Annotated in this window: 19 protein-coding genes; 1 reads left to right on the top strand and 18 read right to left on the bottom strand. The window is 64.7% G+C overall.

Annotated elements, in window-relative coordinates; all coding sequences use genetic code 11:
* Positions 1–72 precede the first annotated feature (72 nt).
* The 13 genes from AC1DKQ_RS12995 to AC1DKQ_RS12935 form a co-directional block, all read right to left on the bottom strand.
* Complete coding sequence (locus AC1DKQ_RS12995) at positions 73–1,461, bottom strand: alpha/beta hydrolase (protein ID WP_476919198.1); 1,389 nt, start codon at positions 1,459–1,461, stop codon at positions 73–75.
* Between the two features lie 5 nt (positions 1,462–1,466).
* On the bottom strand, positions 1,467–1,898 hold the full coding sequence (locus AC1DKQ_RS12990; RefSeq protein ID WP_476885613.1) for a DUF2550 domain-containing protein: 432 nt from the start codon (positions 1,896–1,898) through the stop codon (positions 1,467–1,469).
* A gap of 10 nt (positions 1,899–1,908) precedes the next feature.
* Positions 1,909–2,193 carry a F0F1 ATP synthase subunit epsilon gene (locus AC1DKQ_RS12985; RefSeq protein WP_090581408.1) on the bottom strand — a complete coding sequence of 95 codons (285 nt, stop codon included), beginning with the start codon at positions 2,191–2,193 and terminating at the stop codon, positions 1,909–1,911.
* A 1-nt stretch (position 2,194) separates the two neighbouring features.
* Entirely contained in the window at positions 2,195–3,649 is a 1,455-nt protein-coding gene (gene atpD / locus AC1DKQ_RS12980) for a F0F1 ATP synthase subunit beta (RefSeq protein ID WP_476885612.1), read from the bottom strand.
* An 81-nt stretch (positions 3,650–3,730) separates the two neighbouring features.
* Entirely contained in the window at positions 3,731–4,624 is an 894-nt protein-coding gene (locus AC1DKQ_RS12975) for a F0F1 ATP synthase subunit gamma (protein WP_476885611.1), read from the bottom strand.
* A 76-nt stretch (positions 4,625–4,700) separates the two neighbouring features.
* On the bottom strand, positions 4,701–6,338 hold the full coding sequence (atpA, locus tag AC1DKQ_RS12970; protein ID WP_370125021.1) for a F0F1 ATP synthase subunit alpha: 1,638 nt from the start codon (positions 6,336–6,338) through the stop codon (positions 4,701–4,703).
* 87 nt (positions 6,339–6,425) lie between these two features.
* Positions 6,426–7,250, bottom strand: a complete 825-nt coding sequence (locus AC1DKQ_RS12965) for a F0F1 ATP synthase subunit delta (protein ID WP_476885610.1) — start codon at positions 7,248–7,250, stop codon at positions 6,426–6,428.
* Positions 7,250–7,801, bottom strand: a complete 552-nt coding sequence (locus tag AC1DKQ_RS12960; RefSeq protein ID WP_120954420.1) for a F0F1 ATP synthase subunit B — start codon at positions 7,799–7,801, stop codon at positions 7,250–7,252. The genes AC1DKQ_RS12965 and AC1DKQ_RS12960 overlap by 1 nt, the downstream gene beginning before the upstream one ends.
* Before the next feature lie 49 nt (positions 7,802–7,850).
* Positions 7,851–8,069, bottom strand: a complete 219-nt coding sequence (gene atpE, locus AC1DKQ_RS12955; RefSeq protein ID WP_091559519.1) for an ATP synthase F0 subunit C — start codon at positions 8,067–8,069, stop codon at positions 7,851–7,853.
* 125 nt (positions 8,070–8,194) lie between these two features.
* Positions 8,195–8,995, bottom strand: a complete 801-nt coding sequence (gene atpB / locus AC1DKQ_RS12950; RefSeq protein WP_476885608.1) for a F0F1 ATP synthase subunit A — start codon at positions 8,993–8,995, stop codon at positions 8,195–8,197.
* Between the two features lie 91 nt (positions 8,996–9,086).
* A complete protein-coding gene (locus tag AC1DKQ_RS12945) occupies positions 9,087–9,425 on the bottom strand; it encodes a hypothetical protein (RefSeq protein WP_476885607.1) in 339 nt (112 codons plus the stop codon).
* The gene (locus tag AC1DKQ_RS12940) at positions 9,418–9,903 is read right to left on the bottom strand and encodes a hypothetical protein (RefSeq protein ID WP_476919197.1); all 486 of its coding nucleotides are present in this window, start codon (positions 9,901–9,903) and stop codon (positions 9,418–9,420) included. The genes AC1DKQ_RS12945 and AC1DKQ_RS12940 overlap by 8 nt, the downstream gene beginning before the upstream one ends.
* Before the next feature lie 141 nt (positions 9,904–10,044).
* Positions 10,045–11,169: an MraY family glycosyltransferase gene (locus tag AC1DKQ_RS12935; protein ID WP_476919196.1), complete on the bottom strand. Its 1,125-nt coding sequence runs from the start codon at positions 11,167–11,169 to the stop codon at positions 10,045–10,047.
* Between the two features lie 305 nt (positions 11,170–11,474).
* On the opposite strand from AC1DKQ_RS12935, the gene AC1DKQ_RS12930 reads away from it, so the two are divergent.
* On the top strand, positions 11,475–12,371 hold the full coding sequence (locus AC1DKQ_RS12930; RefSeq protein ID WP_476919195.1) for a glycosyltransferase: 897 nt from the start codon (positions 11,475–11,477) through the stop codon (positions 12,369–12,371).
* Between the two features lie 48 nt (positions 12,372–12,419).
* On the opposite strand, the gene AC1DKQ_RS12925 is transcribed toward AC1DKQ_RS12930, so the two are convergent.
* The 5 genes from AC1DKQ_RS12925 to rho all read right to left on the bottom strand — a co-directional run bounded on the left by AC1DKQ_RS12925 (position 12,420) and on the right by rho (position 18,352).
* A complete protein-coding gene (locus AC1DKQ_RS12925) occupies positions 12,420–13,187 on the bottom strand; it encodes a WecB/TagA/CpsF family glycosyltransferase (RefSeq protein WP_476919194.1) in 768 nt (255 codons plus the stop codon).
* Positions 13,184–13,948 carry an L-threonylcarbamoyladenylate synthase gene (locus AC1DKQ_RS12920; protein ID WP_476919193.1) on the bottom strand — a complete coding sequence of 255 codons (765 nt, stop codon included), beginning with the start codon at positions 13,946–13,948 and terminating at the stop codon, positions 13,184–13,186. The genes AC1DKQ_RS12925 and AC1DKQ_RS12920 overlap by 4 nt, the downstream gene beginning before the upstream one ends.
* Complete coding sequence (gene prmC, locus AC1DKQ_RS12915; RefSeq protein ID WP_476919192.1) at positions 13,945–14,895, bottom strand: peptide chain release factor N(5)-glutamine methyltransferase; 951 nt, start codon at positions 14,893–14,895, stop codon at positions 13,945–13,947. Before prmC ends, AC1DKQ_RS12920 begins: the two co-directional genes overlap by 4 nt.
* A 16-nt stretch (positions 14,896–14,911) precedes the next feature.
* The gene (gene prfA, locus AC1DKQ_RS12910; RefSeq protein ID WP_476919191.1) at positions 14,912–15,985 is read right to left on the bottom strand and encodes a peptide chain release factor 1; all 1,074 of its coding nucleotides are present in this window, start codon (positions 15,983–15,985) and stop codon (positions 14,912–14,914) included.
* A 192-nt stretch (positions 15,986–16,177) separates the two neighbouring features.
* Positions 16,178–18,352 carry a transcription termination factor Rho gene (gene rho, locus AC1DKQ_RS12905; protein ID WP_476919190.1) on the bottom strand — a complete coding sequence of 725 codons (2,175 nt, stop codon included), beginning with the start codon at positions 18,350–18,352 and terminating at the stop codon, positions 16,178–16,180.
* Positions 18,353–18,568: the final 216 nt, after the last annotated feature.

The following is an 18,568-nucleotide window of genomic DNA, read 5'->3' as shown; positions in this document are numbered from 1 at the left end:
AGACGCCCAGCCGCGGCGGGCCCCCCGGCCCGGGCCCGGCCGCGGTCCGTGCGGCGTCGGTGTTGGCCCGGCTCATGGGACGATCCCCCAGCGCCGGGCCAGGAAGTCCAGGCCGCCGGGCAGGCCGTTGGATGCCGTATCCCATGAGTGCCCCGCGTTGGCAATCCGGCGTGTTTCTACCGTGAACCCGGCGCGGTGTGCCGCCTCGGAGAGCACCTCCATGTGGCTGATGAATTCCGGGTCATGGTCCCCGGCGGCGAAGTACATGCTTTGGCCGCCGAAGCGGTTTTCCGCCATGACGCGGAGCGGGGTCAGCCGGTCGAAGGCGGCGACGTCGGCGCCGTCGGCGCCGAAGGAGGCTTCGATGGTCTTGGCGCGCTCCTTTGCGAGGGCCGGCTCATCCTCGCTGGAGAAGGCCAGCGCTGCGCTGTAGATGTCGGGATGCCTCGTCGCCATCTGCACGGCGCACGTGCCGCCGAATGAGAAGCCGCCCGCGGCCCACTGCCCCGGGTCAGGGTCGACGTCGAGCGTGCGGTTGATCCAGTCCGGCACGTCGCGCGCCAGGAAGGTGTCCACCTGGGCGATCCGGCTGTCCAGGCACAACGTGTTTCCGGACGGCGAGCCGTTGGGATCGACCACCACCACCACAGGCGCCACCCCGGCGTGCTGGGCTGCGAACCCGTCCAGCCGGCTCCGGAGCGCGCCGCCGGTCAGCCAGTCGGCGGGGCTGCCCGGCTGGCCGGAAAAGAGGACAAGTACCGGCAGCGCCGGCCGCGGGGAACTCTGGTAGGCGGGCGGGAGGTAAACGTAGGCGTCCCGGCTCTGGAAGCCGGAGACTGTGCCGGGGATGACCGCCTTGCGGATGACGCCGTCGGGAAGCTTGGCGGGTGCCCGCCATTGGGCGAGCCCGGTGGCGGCAGGGCCGCCGACCGTGCGCGTCAGGCCAGCCCCGAGCGGCTGGATCCGGGCCACTGCCGTTCCGGTGAGATCGCCGACGGTGTGGTTCAGGCCGAAGTAGATATTGATCTGGACGGCGGAAAGCGCGAGGACGGCCAGGAGCGCGGCCGTGGTTGCGGCGCTTGAGCGCCAACGTCTGGGGTGGCTGCGGCCGCGGCCCCAGAGACCGAACAGGCGCAGGAGCCACAGGAGCACGGCGGCGACGGCGGCAAGGGACCACGCGAGGTTCTCGCCAGGCAGTTCGGCGGGGAAGACCGTGATCACGTAGATCAGGAACCAGTGCCCGGCCGCGACGAGAGCGGCGGCGAGCAGGGTTACGGCGGCCGCGACGAGGGCCGCACTGGCGAGGCGGCGCGGTCCGGTTTCCCGAAAAGCCGTGTTGCGAAAAACCGAGTGCCGAAGTCCGGTGTGCCAGAGGAGGTAGGCCAGGCCGGCTGCACCGGCGGCCCACGCGAGCCACACCACCGGGCCGTCGATCAGGCGGAGGCTGTCAAGGTAGTTCACCGGGGCTAGCGCCAGGTGCCGACGCCGATGACCGGTCCGGCCTCAAGCCAGGACGACAACCCCGTGTAGGCATCGAAGCGCATCGCGAGAAGGACCGGCTGCCCCTCGTAGCGGAGCTCCACGATCACAGCGTCGGGCTGGACCTTGAGGAGCTCCGATTCGGTAGGCTTGCGCCGGCCAAGCAGCTCCAGCGAGCTGCGCCGGAAGGAGTGTTTGGGCCGGACGCTGAGTGAGACCAGGCGGAACCACTCGAGGTCGTTGTCCTGATAACGACAAACCCCCATCTGCCAGCTTTTTCCAGCCGTGCAGATGGAGGCGTCCACCGTGCCGAGGGCGCGCCGCAGATTGAAGCGGCGCACCCCCATGAGGCACAGTGCAAATACCAGCAACGCAAACGCAGTTGCCAGGACGATGAACGGCAAACCAATATCGTTCATCAAGGTCGTGCTAGCGGATCCCCGCAGTAGCGGCTTCGCCCATTTGGGCGTTGTCAGCAACAATGACCACTCTGTTGTTGTCAACGGAGAAGAATCCCCCGTCGACGGCTACAGAGATGCGGTCACCGGATACCGGCTCGATTGCCAGCTCACCTTCGGCCAGAATCGCCAGCAGGGGCGAGTGGCCGGGCAGGATTCCGATTTCACCATCGCTGGTGCGGGCCTTGACCATCTTGGCCGCTCCGGACCACACGAAGTGATCCGCTGCGACAATCTCAACCTCAAGCTCAGCCATATTACTTGGTCTGTTCCTGGATCTTGGCCCACTGGCGCTCGACGTCGTCCAGGCCGCCGACGTTGAAGAACGCCTGCTCTGCAACGTGGTCAAGGTCGCCGTCGCAGATCGCGGTGAAGCCTTCAACAGTGTCCTTGATGGTCACGGTGGAGCCCTCGACGCCGGTGAACTGCTTGGCGGTGTAGGTGTTCTGCGAGAGGAACTGCTGGATGCGGCGTGCACGCGACACGACGATCTTGTCTTCTTCAGAGAGCTCATCAACGCCGAGGATGGCGATGATGTCCTGAAGTTCCTTGTTCTTCTGCAGGATCTGCTTGACGCGGACGGCCGTGTTGTAGTGGGCCTGTCCGATGTACTGCGGATCCAGGATGCGGGAGGTCGACGTCAGCGGGTCAACGGCCGGGTACAGACCACGGGAAGCGATTTCACGGGAAAGTTCCGTGGTCGCGTCGAGGTGTGCGAAGGTCGTGGCCGGAGCCGGGTCGGTGTAGTCATCTGCGGGAACGTAGATGGCCTGCATCGAGGTGATGGAGTGGCCCTTGGTGGACGTGATGCGCTCCTGGAGGAGACCCATCTCGTCAGCCAGGTTGGGCTGGTAGCCCACGGCCGACGGCATGCGGCCGAGGAGGGTGGAAACCTCGGAGCCTGCCTGGGTGAAGCGGAAGATGTTGTCGATGAAGAGCAGCACGTCCTGGTTCTGCACATCGCGGAAGTACTCCGCCATGGTCAGGGCGGACAGTGCCACACGCAGACGCGTTCCCGGCGGCTCATCCATCTGGCCGAACACAAGGGCGGTGTCCTTGAGGACGCCGGCCTCTTCCATTTCGACCCAGAGGTCGTTGCCTTCACGCGTACGCTCGCCGACACCAGCGAACACCGAGGTGCCACCGAAGTTGCGGGCAACGCGGGTGATCATTTCCTGGATCAGCACGGTCTTGCCGACGCCGGCACCACCGAACAGGCCGATCTTGCCACCCTTGATGTACGGGGTGAGGAGGTCGATCACCTTGATGCCGGTCTCCAGCATCTCGGTGGAGCCTTCCAGGGTCGCGAAGGCAGGAGCCTTGCGGTGGATCGGCCAGTAATCGGAAGCCTGGATCTCGGACTCGTCGACATCCAGGGGCTTGCCCAGGACGTTGAAGATGTGACCCTTGACGCCGTCGCCGACGGGGACAGTGATGGGGCCGCCGGTGTCCACAACGTTGGTACCGCGGACAAGTCCGTCGGTGGCCTGGAGGGAGATGGCGCGGATGAGGTTGTCACCCAGGTGCAGGGCAACCTCGAACGTGATGGTTCGGGTCTCACCGTTGAGAGTGATCTCGGTGGTGAGTGCGTTGTAAATCGAGGGGATTGCGTCAGCCGGGAATTCGACGTCGACAACCGGGCCAATAACACGTGCAATACGGCCGGTAGCACCGGACGTTGCGGCTACGTGTTCGGTAGCAGTGGCAGTCATCTCTCTCACTTCACTCAGTAGATGGCGTGGGGTTAAGTTTATTCTTTGGTGCAGGTACAGCTGGATCCGGGCTCGTGCCGGCTAGGACGCGGACAACGCGTCGGCACCGGCAACGATTTCGGAAAGCTCCTGCGTAATTTCAGCCTGGCGGGCAGTGTTGCGCAGACGCGTGTACTTCTTGATGAGATCCGTCGCGTTGTCGCCGGCGGACTTCATCGCGCGCTGGCGGGCTGCGAGCTCGGAAGCTGCTGCCTGCAACATGGCGGCGAAGATACGTGATTCGATGTAGCGCGGCAGCAGGGCATCGAGAACCTGCTCCGTTTCCGGCTCGAATTCGTAGAGGGGAAGCAGGTCCGATTCGGACGCGGCTTTCTCTTCGACAACCTCGAGCGGCAGCAGACGAACGACCGTCGGCTCCTGGGTCACCATCGACTTGAAACGGGTGTAGACGACGTGGATTTCGTCGACGCCGCCCTCTTCGTAGGCGGTAGCGAATTCAGCCAGCAATGCTTCGCTGACTTCCCGCGCGGTCGCAAACTCCGGTGCATCCGTGTTGCCGGTCCATACGCGATCGTATTCACGGTTCCGGAAGTCGAAGTACGCCTGCGCCTTGCGGCCAACCAGGAACGTCTTGACTTCCTTGCCTTCCGCGTGGAGCAGCTCATTGAGGCCTTCGGCCTGCTTGAGGACACTCGCCGAGTAGGACCCTGCGAGGCCACGGTCCGACGTGATGACCAGGACGGCGGCCCGGCGGATCTGCGCCGGCTCGGTGACCAGGGGGTGGTCAATTTCGCTCTGGCTTGCGACAGCAGAAACGGCACGCGTGATCGCGTTCGCGTAAGGCAGTGAAGCTGCTACGCGTGCGCGGGCCTTGCCGATGCGCGAGGTAGCGATCAGTTCCATCGCCTTGAAGATCTTGCGCATCGACGTCGTCGAGCTGATCTTCTGGCGGTAGACCCGGATCTGGGCTCCCATACTTATCCTTTCCTAAGATCCCGATGGCCGGGACTGCCGGAACCCGTGCGGGTCCCGGCAGTCCCTGCCAGCGAAACTAGCGCTTCTGCTTGACGATTTTTTCCTGGTCGACCTGATCCTCGCCGATGGGGGCGTGCTCCTCGTGCCCCGCACCGACCAGGAGGTTGTCTCCCTCGCCGAAGAAGCCCTTCTTGAAGTCCACGATTGCGGTCTTCAGTGCTTCAGCGGTGTCATCGTCCATGACGTTGGTCTGGGCCAGCGTCGTCAGGATGGAGGACTTGTGCTTGAGGTGCTCCAGGAACTCGGTCTCGAAGCGGTTGATGTCCTCAACCGGAACCTCGTCGAGGTGGCCGTTGGTGCCGGCCCAGATGGAGACAACCTGGTTCTCGACCGGGAACGGCGAGTACTGGCCCTGCTTGAGCAGTTCCATCAGGCGTGCACCACGGGTCAGCTGCTGGCGCGATGCGGCGTCGAGGTCCGAGGCAAACATGGCGAAGGCCTGCATGTCGCGGTACTGGGCCAGTTCCAGCTTCAAGGTACCGGAGACCTTCTTCATGGACTTGACCTGGGCGGCGCCACCAACACGGGAGACGGACACGCCGACGTCCACAGCGGGGCGCTGGTTAGCGTTGAAGAGGTCCGACTGCAGGAAGATCTGGCCATCGGTGATGGAGATCACGTTGGTCGGGATGTAGGCGGACACGTCGTTCGCCTTGGTCTCGATCAGCGGCAGCCCGGTCATCGAGCCTGCACCGAGCTCGTCGGAGAGCTTGGCACAACGCTCCAGCAGACGGGAGTGCAAGTAGAAGACGTCGCCCGGGTAGGCTTCGCGTCCCGGCGGGCGGCGGAGCAGCAGTGACACTGCACGGTAGGCCTCGGCCTGCTTGGACAGGTCATCGAACACGATGAGGACGTGCTTGCCGCCGTACATCCAGTGCTGGCCGATAGCCGAGCCGGCGTACGGAGCCAGGTACTTGAAGCCTGCGGGGTCGGACGCGGGGGAAGCCACGATCGTGGTGTATTCCAGCGCGCCGTTGTCCTCGAGGGTCTGGCGGACGGCTGCGATCGTGGATGCCTTCTGGCCGATCGCCACGTAGATGCAGCGCACCTGCTTCTTCACGTCGCCGGAAGCCCAGTTGGCCTTCTGGTTGATGATCGTGTCGATGGCAATGGCGGACTTGCCGGTCTGGCGGTCACCGATGATCAGCTGACGCTGGCCGCGGCCGATCGGGATCATGGCGTCGATAGCCTTGAGTCCGGTCTGCATCGGCTCGTGAACCGACTTACGCTGGGTCACGCCGGGTGCCTGGAGTTCCAGCGCACGGGTGGTCTCGGCCTTGATCTCGCCGAGGTCATCGATGGGCTGGCCCAGCGGGTCAACCACACGGCCGAGGAAGGCGTCGCCAACCGGCACGGACAGAACCTGTCCGGTGCGGTGGACTTCCTGGCCTTCTTCGATTCCGGTGAAGTCACCGAGGACGATCACACCGATCTCGCGGACGTCAAGGTTCTGGGCCAGGCCCAGGGTGCCGTCTTCGAAGCGAAGCAGCTCGTTCGCCATGACCGAGGGAAGGCCCTCAACACGGGCGATGCCGTCACCTGCGGTTGTTACACGGCCGACCTCTACGCGCTCTGCGTTTCCGGGTTCGTAGGACGCCGCGAACTCGTTCAACGCATTACGGACGTCGTCGGCGTTGATGGTCAATTCGGCCATCTGCAGTCCCTGCTCTCCTGTTTTCGTGATCATCGTTGCTCACGATGACCGGGGTTTCTTGTCGTTAGGTTGTGCTTGTCCGGCTTGCTAAGCAAGCTGACGCTGGAGCTGGCCCAGGCGACCGGCAACCGAAGCGTCAACCACTTCGTCACCTACCTGGATCCGGATGCCACCGATCAATGCCGGGTCAACGTTCATATTGATCTTGAGATCGCGACCGTAAAGGGCGTTCAGCCCGGTCTGCAAGCGGCTGGTCTGCGTCTCCGTCAGCGGACGGGTGACGTTGACCGTTGCAATCCAGCGCTGCTGGCGCTTGGCGGCAAGCTCGGCGAAACGGCGAACCAGCCTGGTGACCTTGAGCCCGCGCGGAGCCGTGACGGCCTGCCCGATCAGGACTTTCGCTTCCTCGCTCGCACCAGGTACGAGCTTGTAGGCGAGGGTCACCTTGGCGGCCGGGCTGGCCTGCGGCTCGGACAGAGCACGCTGAACCTCGTGGCTGGACTCAACGGCCTGGTTGAAGGAGAACAGATCGTTCTCCAGCGATTCCAGCCCGGTGAGCCCGGAGGCAGAGACGGCCGACTTGTTCTCGGCAACAGCGATGACCACCGAAGCGGCAAGAGTCTCGAGTGCATCGCCGATATCCCGTGCGGATGCCCAGCGGGAGCCGGCCAGTCCGGAGGCGATCTCAACAGCTTCAGCGGAAACTTTCCCGCTGAAGAGCTGCTTGACCAGCGCCGACTTTTCGTCACCGCTGCGGGACGGGTCCGTCAGGGCGCGGCGCAAGCCGGCTGAACTGTCCACCGTTCCCAGGATTCCGAAGAGTTCCTTTGCCAACTGCAGCGACGCGGAGGGAAGCTTGGCTTCCAAGGCCGCCAGCGCAGCGGCCAGCGATTCGCTCGATACACCTGCCATTACTTAGCTACACCCGCGTTCTGGTTCTCCAGATCTGCCAGGAAGCGGTCCACCACTCGGGCCGACCGTGCATCGTCGCTCAGTGCCTCGCCGACAATGCGGCTCGCCAGCGTCGTGGCCAGCGTGCCGACCTCCGCGCGAAGCGACACAACGGCCGCCTGACGCTCGGATTCGATCTGCGTGTGGGCCTGTGCGGTGATGCGGGCAGACTCGGCAGCCGCCTTCTCCTTCAGCTCTGCAAGGATCTGGGCACCTTCGGCGCGTGCTTCCTCACGGATGCGGTTGGCTTCGGTCCGGGCTTCCGTGAGCTGCTGCTTGTACTCTTCGAGTGCTGCGGAGGCCTCGGCCTGGGCCTTTTCGGCCTTGGCGATGCCACCCTCGATGGCCTCGGCCCGCTCCGCGAAGGTCTTCTCGAACATTGGGACAACGTACTTGACCACAATGAACAGGAGAAGAGCAAAGCCGGCAAAGACGACAAGCATCTCCCAAGGATTGGGAACGAGGGGGTTAGTACCGCCTTCGGTGGCGGCTGAGATGATCGCTTGATTCATATTTCACCCGTCCTTATCTACTCGGTTCTGGATTTTCGGTTTGTTCTGTTTACTTGAGAACGAACGCGAAGACCAGGCCAAGGATGGCGAGGGCTTCAGTCAACGCGAGGCCGAGGAATGCGATCGGCTGCAGGACGCGCTGGGCTTCCGGCTGACGTGCAACACCGTTGATGTAAGCGGCGAACACGAGACCCACACCGATACCACCGCCGATGGCGGAGAGGCCGTAGCCGACGAGGTTGATGGAGCCGTTGATGGAGCCTTCCATTTTTCTTCCTTTCAAGATGCCACCCATGTGGCAGGTTGTTTGGGTTGCTTCATCCCCGTGAGGGGAAGTTTATGTTGTGCCTGCTGGCGTTGCGCCTGCTGGCGCTGTGCCTGCTGGCGCTGTGCCTAGTGGCTGTCGGCGTGCAGCGCGCCTTCGATGTAGATCGCGGTCAGCAGCGTGAAGACGTAGGCCTGCAGCACCATGATCAGCGCTTCGAGCATGTACATGGCGATGGCGCCGCCAAGGACGAGTACGGACGCGCCCTTGAGGAAGACGTTCTCCTGCATTACCAGGAATTCGATACCCGCACCGGAGATCATGATGATCAAGTGGCCGGCCAGCATGGTGGCGAACAGACGGAGGCTGTGCGTGACCGGGCGGACCAGGAAGTTGGAGATGATCTCAATCGGAACGACGATCGGGAGAATGTAGAACGGCACACCAGACGGAACCGTGGCCAGCTTGAAGTACTTCAGGCCGCTCTTCCTGACGCCGACGGCGATCCAGGTGATGTACACGATCGCGGCGAGCACGTAGGCCCCGCCGACGTGCGAGAAGGTCGGAAGCTGGATCACGGGGATTGCACCGTAGATGTTGTTCACGAGGATGAAGAAGAAGAGCGTGAACAGCAGCGGGACATACTTCATGAAGTCCCGGCCGCCGATGATGTCCTTGGCGATGCTGTTGCGGACGAAGCTATAGGCGGCCTCGCCTGCGAACTGCAGCTTGCCGGGAACGAGCTGCTGCTTCCGCGCAGCGATCACAAAGAATGTACCGATAATGACAACCGACAGGATTACCAGCAGCATCTGCTTCGAAAATCCTTCGGCCGCACCCCAGGGGATGATAGCCGGCAGGTGAAGTTCTTCAATTCCAGGAGGCGTGAAGGTTCCTGAATCTTGGGCCGGGAGCGCAAGCGCGTTCAACGCGTTTCCTCTCTGCAGTGTCCATCATTGGGCGTTGGGCGGGGACCGGCGACATTGGTGCCCGCCTCTCCCCCTGTGAAATTATTTGGCATTACTGTTCCTCGTCCTTGGACGGGCCACGTGCAGCATTGCCGTCATCAGTTGAAGTTCGGTTACTGGTGAGGCCGTGCATATGAGAAAGATAGAACCCTCCCGCAGCTCCAAGCAGAGCGCCTGCGAGCACAATCCAGCGGGTTCCCCACAGATTATCCAGTCCCCACCCTATCAAACTCCAGACGATGATTCCGCCAACAATGTAGCTAAAGACGGCGATTCCGGCGTTGTATCCGCCGTCCCTGCCATCCGTCGATACACCGGGGGCACCGGCTGTAGTTTTAGGTGTTTTGGCTGGCTTGTTTTTTGGTGTGCGTCCGTCTTTGCGGCTAAACATCGGTGCCGTCTTTTCGGGTTTCGGGGTCGTTGTAAATCTGGAGCCTCGCCTTGCTGAAACCGTAAATTTCGGCTGCCTGCCAGGACACCACTGTCACGACGGCGCCGATCAGGAACCAGCGGCCGTGCAGCCAGGCCGGTGCGCCGATGACGAAGAGGACCACGGCAAAGCCGACAACCTTCACGAAGTACGTCGCGACGAAAAGTCCAATCGCGCCGGAGGGGTTGCTGCGGCCGACGAAGTGGCCCACCGCAAGGCTGATGGCGAAGAACACCATGACCAGCGCTCCCCCGAAGAGGGCGGACCAGAGCCCCACGGCGCCGTTGAACATGAAGGCAGCTATGCCGGTCAGCACCAGGGCGGTGGCGGAGGCTGCGGAGCTCATGGCCAGCAGTCTGAGCCAGAGGGATTTCGTGGGGCCGGAGACGCCAACGGGTCCGTTGCCGGAAGCGGGTCCCGGTTCGGCGTTGGAGGTCATGAGATCCCAATCGTCGCTGGCGTAGTGCTGGTCAAGGTGGGCGGCGAAGCACCGCCCCTGAATTCTACATTAGATAGAAATTATTCGTTAAAGCGCGTCGGAGCAGGCTCCTCCGGCATGCCGGACGGCGTACTTCCGGAGCTATTCGGGGGTGCGGGCCATCTGTCGCGGCCCCCGCTGGCGCAGGTATGGCCAGGCAGTCACCACTGCCATGATTGCCGCGGCAGCCAGATCGACGGCGAGGACTATATGCCAGGGGAAGATCGCGAAGGCCAATCCGCCAAAGGCCAGGATGCAGGTCCACAGGTACATCAGCACGACGGCGCCGCGGTGCGAGTATCCGATGTCCAGGAGTTTGTGGTGCAGGTGCCCGCGGTCCGCCGACCATGGCGAACGGCCCAGCGCGGTCCGCCGCACAACCGCCAGGCACAGGTCCAGCAGCGGCAGGAACAGTACTGCGAACGGCAACAGGATAGGGATAACGGTGGGAATGCCGTTGGCCCGGTCGTAGAGGCCGGAGCTGATTTGGCCGGTGGAGACGACGCCGGCCGAGGCCATCAGCAGGCCGATCAGCATAGCCCCGGAATCGCCCATGAAGATCTTCGAGGGAAACCAGTTGTGCGGCAGGAAGCCAACGCAACTGCCGACCACGACGGCGGTCAGGAGGGTAGCGAGATCCGAGCGGTCCAGCAGGACGGCCGTCCGGTGGACCCAGTAGGCCGTGAGGAAGAACGCCGCTCCCCCGATGATCGCCACGCCCGCGGCGAGGCCGTCGAGCCCATCAATGAAGTTGAACGCATTCATCGTGGTCACGATCAGCCCGGCGGTCAGCACGATGCTTACGGCCTCATTCTGAATGACGAACGGCTCAGGGACGAACGGGATAACCGTCATCCGGACACCCCAAGTGGCCACGACCAGCGCGGCGGCGCTTTGGCCGATCAGCTTGACCCACCACCGAAGATCCAACAGATCGTCCGCCACACCGACCAGGACGATCACGGCGGCCCCGGCCAGGATTCCCCACGGCGCCGTGTTGTTCCGAAAGATGTCCTGGACGAAGAACGAATTGCTCGCCATGACCAATGCCACCAGGACTCCGGCGAAGATGCCCAGGCCGCCGAGCCGGGAGATCGGGGTGGAATGCATGTCGCGGCTGCGGATCGGGGAATACAACTTCATCTTGTTGCCCACAAGCCGGGCACCCCAGGTGGCCGAGTACGTCACGATTGCTGCCGTCAGCATCATGAGCAGGTACATGATCACGGGAAGACCACCAACCAAGTACCGTCAGTGCGCTCAGCGCAGGCACCACACGCCGGCACGTTCCGCTGCAGCGGAGGCACCGGTGAGCTGCGGAAATGGGGTGGATTCAATTGCCGTGGAACTGTCTTTCGAAAAATGAAACTTCTCCGTCGCCGTGCTCAGGGCAGGCAGTGCGTAGTGCCTGACAGGGCTGTATTACAGTGGACTCTAGTCAAGATACTAATGCCAACGGCCACCTGTCTTCGCGTCACACGGCCCTCTGCCGGCGGGAAATTCACTGACGGTCGTGCTGAAAGGACCCCGCGATGATTCCCTCGGTTGCAGTCGCTGCCGTGACGTTTGACCGTCCCCGGGAGCTGGCGGTCCTGATGGACGCCATCAACAACCAGACCGCTCCGGTGCAGTCCATTTGCCTCGTCGACAGCGGCACCGTGCCATCGAAAGATGTTGCCGAGCGGCACGCCAACGTGGACTATGTCCGGTCCGAGGCGAACCTCGGCGGCGCCGGCGGTTTCTCGCTGGCCATCCTCAAGGCCGTGGCCAGCGGGGCTGACTGGATCTGGATGATGGATGACGACGCCGAGCCGTCCGATCCCGAATGCCTTGCCACGCTGCTGCGCGAGGCGCAGGAACGCGGCCTGGACGCTGTGGTCCCGCTCGTGGTGGCCCCGGGCCATCCCGACCAGCTGTCCTTTTTCTTCCGGCTCAACGGCAAGGTCACGCATGAGCGTGCGGAGGTGGAAAAGGTCGGGTTCCTGCCGGACAACGGACACTTCTTCAACGGCGCCCTGATCCGCTCCGATGTCTTCTTCAAGGTCGGCCTGCCTGACATGCGCCTGTTCATCCGCGGCGACGAGGTGGACTTCACGCTGAGGCTCAGGAAAGCCGGGATCAAGTTCGGGACGGTCACCACCGCTGCCATCACGCATCCGCACGCCTTTGCCGAAACCAAGCACGTCTTCGGCGCGCGGTGGCACGTGATCGTTCCGGATTCCGCCTTCAAGCGCTACTTCTACTACCGGAACCGCGGCTACATGATCCGCCGGCATTTCCGGGTGAAGTCGTTCATCGCGGATGTGGGCGGCTACCTCGGCTACTTCCTGCGCAGTGGCGACTTCCGCGGGCTCGCTCACTGGTTCCGCGCCTTTTCCGCCGGACTTCGCGGCAAGGGCTTCGGTCCGCTGGAGGACCGGAAGTTCTAACCGTCCGGGCCGCAGGCATCAGGGTTGCCGGCCCTAGGGCTGCCGGCGTTAGGGCTGCCGGCGCAGCCGGCGGCGGAGCAGCAGCCCCAGCAGCACCCATGGCTCGCCGAACACCCGGTAGGCCACCCGCTGCGGGTGGAGCATGAGCCGCCAGGCCCACTCGAGTCCGAGCCGCCCGATCCAGCGCGGCGCCAACTTCTGCACCCCGGCAATCTGTTCGATGGCGCCGCCAACGGCGCAGTAGATGGCCGGCGGGAGCACGGCAAGCCGGCGCGCCAAGACCTGTTCCTGCAGCGGCATCCCGAGGCCCAGGAGCACAAGCTGCGGGCGCAACCGGTTAAGCCATTCGACCGCGGCAACCTCAACGTCCTCGTTCCAGCCTTCGCCGGGCATGCCGTCAACCCGCGCCCCGGGGACGATCTCCCGAAGCCTGGCCACGGCACCTGCGTTGGCCACGGCACCCGCGCCGATGACCGCGATACGCTCCAGGCCGGCCACATTACCCAGTGCGGGAATCCAGTCGGTCGACCCCAGCCGGTAGTCCATCACAGGTGCCCGGCCGTCATCCTCTTCGCCGGTCTTGGCCCAGAGCCAGAGCACCGGCGCGCCGTCGATCAGCACCACGTCGCTGCGCTCGTAGAAGGACCGGAAGGCCGGATCGGAGTGCAGCAGCGTCACGCTGTGCAGGTTGTGCCCCACCATGATCCGGGTCCGGCCCTCGGCCACGTACTTGCTGAGGACCGCTGTCAGCTCGGAGACCGTCACGGGGGTCGCATCGACGTCGAGGAAGGGGACGGGCTGGCGCTCCAGCGTCATGCGGTGCCGGGCTCAGGCGCAGCGTCGCCGTCCGGAGCAGCATCCACGGGCTCAGACACAGCGACGCCGTCCGGAGCAGCATCCACGGCGTCCGGGGCGTTGCCGTCGACATCCAGCAAGCCGGGAACCACGGCGCGCAGGCGCTCGAGGCTGATGGCCCCCTGCCGGACGACGCGCAACGGCAGGGCCGTGGCGTCGACAATGGTCGAAGCGAGTGCCTCGGCACCCTCGGCGGGCCGGAGTCCGCCCTCCAGGTAGACCTCCACGGATTCCGCCAGCTGGGCCTCGGCGTCGGCGGCGGTCTGGGCGGCAGCATGCCCGGTACGGTTCGCGGAGGACACAGCGAGGGGCCCGGTGAGCGTCAGCAAGTCCTGGGCGATCTCGTCCGCCGGGATCCGCAGTGCCACGGTCCCCTTGGTCTCGCCGAGGTCCCAGTCCAGTGACGGCTGGGCGTGCAGGATCAGGGTCAGGCCGCCGGGCCAGAACGCCTCGGCCAGCCGCCGCGCCTCTGCCGGGACATCCGTGGCGAGGCCATCGAGGGCGTTCAGCCTAGGGATCAGCACAGGCGGGGGCATCTTCCGGCTCCGGCCCTTGGAAGCGAGCAGGAGGGTAACCGCGAGGGGTGAAAAGGCGTCGGCGGCAATGCCGTAAACGGTGTCCGTAGGGAAGACCACGCACTTGCTCTCCCGGATGGCCCGTTGGGCATGTTCAAGTCCTGCGGCGCGCTGCTCAGCTGCCGTGCAATCGTAGCTAGTCGTCACTGGCCCATTCTTTCATCACTTGTGACACGATTTTCGAAGGCGTCAGGGCTGGCTGTGTCCGCCCCGACAGTGTCAGGATCTGACTGTGTCAGCACAGCGCTGGTGGCACGGTCCTTGCCATTGAGGTCGCGGTGCGTGGTCACCTCGGAGAACACCCCGGTGCGGTTGAGCATCGCGGCGATCCATTCCGACTGGACTTCGGCGTGCTCCATCACGAAGTAGCCGCCCGGAACCAGCAGCCGGGCAGCCGAGGCAGCCGCCGCCGTCGGAAGTTCCATCCCGTCCGCTCCCCCGCCGTAGAGCGCCTCGGGCGGGTCGTGCAGCGCCACTTCGGGTTCGTTCGGGATCGCTTCGGCCGGAATGTAAGGCGGGTTGGAGACGACGACGTCGAAGGTGCCGTTGTGTTCGGCCAGCGCATCGCGCAGGTCGGCGCGGATGAGGTGGACGCCCAGGGGAACCAAGTTTTTCGCCGCCCAGGCGTGCGCGAATTCGCTGTACTCCACCGCATGGACTTCCGCGCCGGGAACCTCGTGCGCGATCGAGCCCGCGATCGCGCCGGATCCGGTGCCAAGGTCCACCACTTTGGGGTGCGCCAACCCGTCCCTGACCTTGAGCCAGTCAAGCACCAGCTGCACCACGGATTCGGTTTCCGGCCGCGGGATAAAAACGCCGGGACCGACGGCGAGTTCGAGGTAGCGGAAGTGCGCCACGCCCGTGATGTGCTGCAGCGGGATCCGCTGCGCCCGCTCCGCAACGAGATCGGCATAGCCCTCCGGCGCCGGCGAGTCGCCGAGCATCAGCGCGCGCAACCGGCCGAGCCCGACGCCAAGCAGGTGCTCGGCCAGGAGCTCGGCGTCCACGCGCGGGCTGGGCACGCCGGCCGCCGCGAGAACCGCTGTCGCCTCACTGACGGCGTCCGCCAGGCTCGGCCCATCGCCTGCTGTCATCACAAGTGACCCGTACCTATTCGCCGATGGCGTCGAGCCGGGACTGCTCGTCCAATTCGATGGCCGACTGGATCACCGGTTCCAGGTCGCCGTTCATGACCTGGTCCAGGTTGTAGGCCTTGTAGCCAGTGCGGTGGTCCGCGATCCGGTTTTCCGGGTAGTTGTAGGTGCGGATGCGCTCGGAGCGGTCCATGGTGCGGATCTGCGACTTGCGCTGCGCCGAGTTTTCGGCGTCGATCAGCTCCTGCTGGTGTGCCAGGATGCGGGCACGCAGCACACGCATGCCGGCCTCACGGTTCTGCAGCTGCGACTTCTCGTTCTGCATGGCGACGACGATCCCCGTGGGCAAGTGGGTGATGCGCACAGCGGAGTCGGTGGTGTTGACCGACTGCCCGCCGGGACCTGAGGAGCGGTAAACGTCGATCTTGAGATCATTCTGGTTGATCTCCAGTTCCTCGGGCTCGTCCACCTCGGGCAGGACCAGCACGCCGGCGGCCGAAGTGTGGATGCGGCCCTGGGATTCGGTGACGGGGACACGCTGCACCCGGTGCACGCCGCCCTCGAACTTGAGGCGGGCGTACACACCCTCGGCCGGATCGTTCGAGTTGCCCTTGACGGCCATTTGGACGTCCTTGTAACCGCCAAGGTCCGACTCCGTCGCGGAGATGATCTCGGTCTTCCAGCCCCGGGATTCCGCGTACCGGTTGTACATCCGCAGGAGGTCCGCGGCGAACAGGGCAGCCTCGTCGCCGCCTTCGCCGCCCTTGACCTCAAGGATCACGTTGCGGGCATCGTCCGGGTCGCGCGGGATCAGCAGCCGGCGCAGCTTTGCCGCCGCCGTCTCCAGCGCAGCCTCCAGCTCGGGTACCTCCGCCGCGAATTCGGGGTCCTCGTCCGCCATTTCCTTGGCAGCCGCCAGGTCATCGCTGATGGCTTCCCAGCGGTGGTAGGCCTCCACAATGCCGTTCAGCTGTGCAGAACGCCGCCCCAACTTACGGGCCAGCCGCTGGTCAGCATAAACAGCAGGATCCCCCAGCTGCGCCTGGATAGAGTCGTGCTCATCCAACAGGCCCTGTACGGACTCAAACATTTTCAAACCTCTTTCGACTCTCTCAAGTCTAGTTACTGCAACGCGGGGTCACTTACCGCCCATCCCGACGGCCCCGATGGGCGCTATGTGACCCCGCGTTGCTTTTGAAGCGGAGGGACCGGTTAACGCAACAACCGCCCGGGAAGCTGGCGGCCCGGGAAGGGCCGCCAACTTTCGGGCGGTTACGCGTCGCTACTTGTCGTTATCGGACTTCGCACCAAGCGTCGTCTTCTGGACCTGCATGAGGAACTCGACGTTGCTCTGGGTCTCCCGGATCTTGTTGGTCAGCAGCTCAAGGCTCTGCTGCGTTTCGAGTCCGGACAGGACGCGGCGCAGCTTCCACATGATCTTGACTTCCTCGGGGGAAAGCAGGTTCTCTTCGCGGCGGGTACCGGACGCGTTGACGTCCACTGCCGGGAAGATGCGCTTGTCCGCGAGCTGGCGGGACAGGCGCAGTTCCATGTTGCCAGTGCCCTTGAACTCTTCGAAGATGACCTCGTCCATCTTGGAACCGGTCTCGACGAGCGCGGTGGCCAGGATGGTCAGCGAGCCGCCGTTTTCGATGTTGCGGGCTGCACCGAAGAAGCGCTTCGGCGGGTACAGCGCGGCGGAGTCCACACCACCGGACAGGATGCGGCCGGAAGCCGGTGCTGCCAGGTTGTAGGCGCGGCCCAGACGGGTCATGGAGTCCAGGAGCACCACAACGTCCATGCCCATTTCCACGAGGCGCTTGGCGCGTTCGATGGAAAGCTCGGCCACGGTGGTGTGGTCATCGGCGGGACGGTCGAAGGTGGAGGCAATGACCTCACCCTTGACGGTGCGCTGCATGTCCGTGACTTCTTCGGGGCGTTCGTCAACCAGCACCATCATGAGGTGGACCTCAGGATTGTTGGTGGTGATGGCGTTGGCGATGGACTGCAGGATGAGCGTCTTGCCGGCCTTCGGCGGCGAAACGATCAGGCCGCGCTGGCCCTTGCCGATCGGGGCCACGAGGTCGATCACGCGGGGACCGATCTTCTTCGGGTCCGTCTCGAGGCGCAGGCGCTCGGAGGGGTACAGCGGGACGAGCTTCGCGAACTCGACGCGGTCCTTGAGCTCTTCCGGCGTCTTGCCGTTCACCGAGGTGACACGGACCAGGGCGTTGAACTTCTGGCGGGCGGACTGCTGGCTGCGGTCCTCGCCTTCGCGGGGTGCACGGATGGCACCGACGCAGGCGTCGCCCTTGCGCAGGTTGTACTTCTTGACCTGGGCGAGCGAGACGTAAACGTCGTTCGGGCCCGGCAGGTAGCCGGAGGTGCGGATGAACGCGTAGTTCTCCAGCACATCGAGGATACCGGCGACCGGCAGGAGGACATCGTCCTCGGTAACCTCGACGTCGTCGACGTCCGGTCCCTGCTGACGCCCGCGGCGGCGGTCATTGCGGTCGCGGAAGCGGTCGTTGCGCGAGGAGTTGTCGCGGCTGTCCTGCTGGCCCTGGCGGTCACCGCGGTCGTTGCGGTCACGCCGGTTGCGGCGGTTCCGGCGGCTTCCGCCGTCAGAATCATCAGTCTCGCGGGTGTTCTCGCGGCTGCCGGCGGTTTCGTCGCGGCCGCCACGGGTGCGGGAGTCGCGGCGCTGGCCGTCTTCGCTGGGCTCGGCCTGGCGCTGTTCACGCTGTTCAGTGCGCTGCTCACGCTGTTCGCGCTGTTCAGTGCGCTGCTCACGCTGTTCAGTGCGCTGCTCACGCTGCTCAGTGCGCTGCTCGGTGGCAGGCTGTTCAGCCTGGACCTCGACGGCGTTCTGGCCAGCGGCTTCGGTGCCCTGGGCTGCGGCTTCGCCGCGGCGGCGGTTACGGGTCCGCGGCTGCCGCGTGCGGTCACCGGATTCCGTACCGGCGGCGGCAGAGCCGGATTCCGCAGTCGCGGACTCCCGGGCGCCGGAGTCGGTGGAAACTGCGGGGGCTTCAACCGCGGCGGCGGGTGCCTCAGCGGCGGGCGCCGTGACGACGCCGTCGCTGCCTGCACGGCGGCTGCGGCCACGGCGGGCGCGGGGGCTTTCCTGGGCCACGTTTTCGCTGGCCACGGCATCGGCGGCGGCGGGCGCCGCTGCCGGGGCAGCTGCGCGGGCAACAGTGCCGTTCTCGCTCGCCTTTTCGGCAGCGCGGGCCGGAGCCTTGCTTACCGGGGTGCCTGCGCGGTGGGCGGAAATGGCCGTGACCAGATCACCCTTGCGCATGCGGGAACCGCCGGAGATGCCCAGCTGGCTGGCGAGGGCCTGGAGCTGGGCGAGCTTGAGGCCTGCAAGGCCGCTGCTCTTGGCGGGTGCTGCCGTTGATTCGGCAGCAGAAGATGTATCCACAGCCGGAGACAGCTCAGTGGTTTCGGTCACGAAGGATCCTTCCCCCTCGACGGCGTCCAGGCTAAGAGCTGGACGCGGTGATTTGATCTGGGCTGCAGTTCAGATCTGCAGCCGGGATTTCGGCCTTGCCGGATGGATTTCGGCCAGCAGGGCCGGATACTGCTTCACCATGCACGATCCGAAAATGAGGAACGGCGGGCTGAGTTTCAGGGGGCAGAACAATTCTGCTGATTCCTGCGTCAGACC

The sequence above is a fragment of the Arthrobacter sp. 05L421 genome (genome assembly GCF_056397785.1).
The sequence above is the reverse complement of the archived record's forward strand: the minus strand, read 5'-3'. Positions and strand labels throughout refer to the sequence as shown.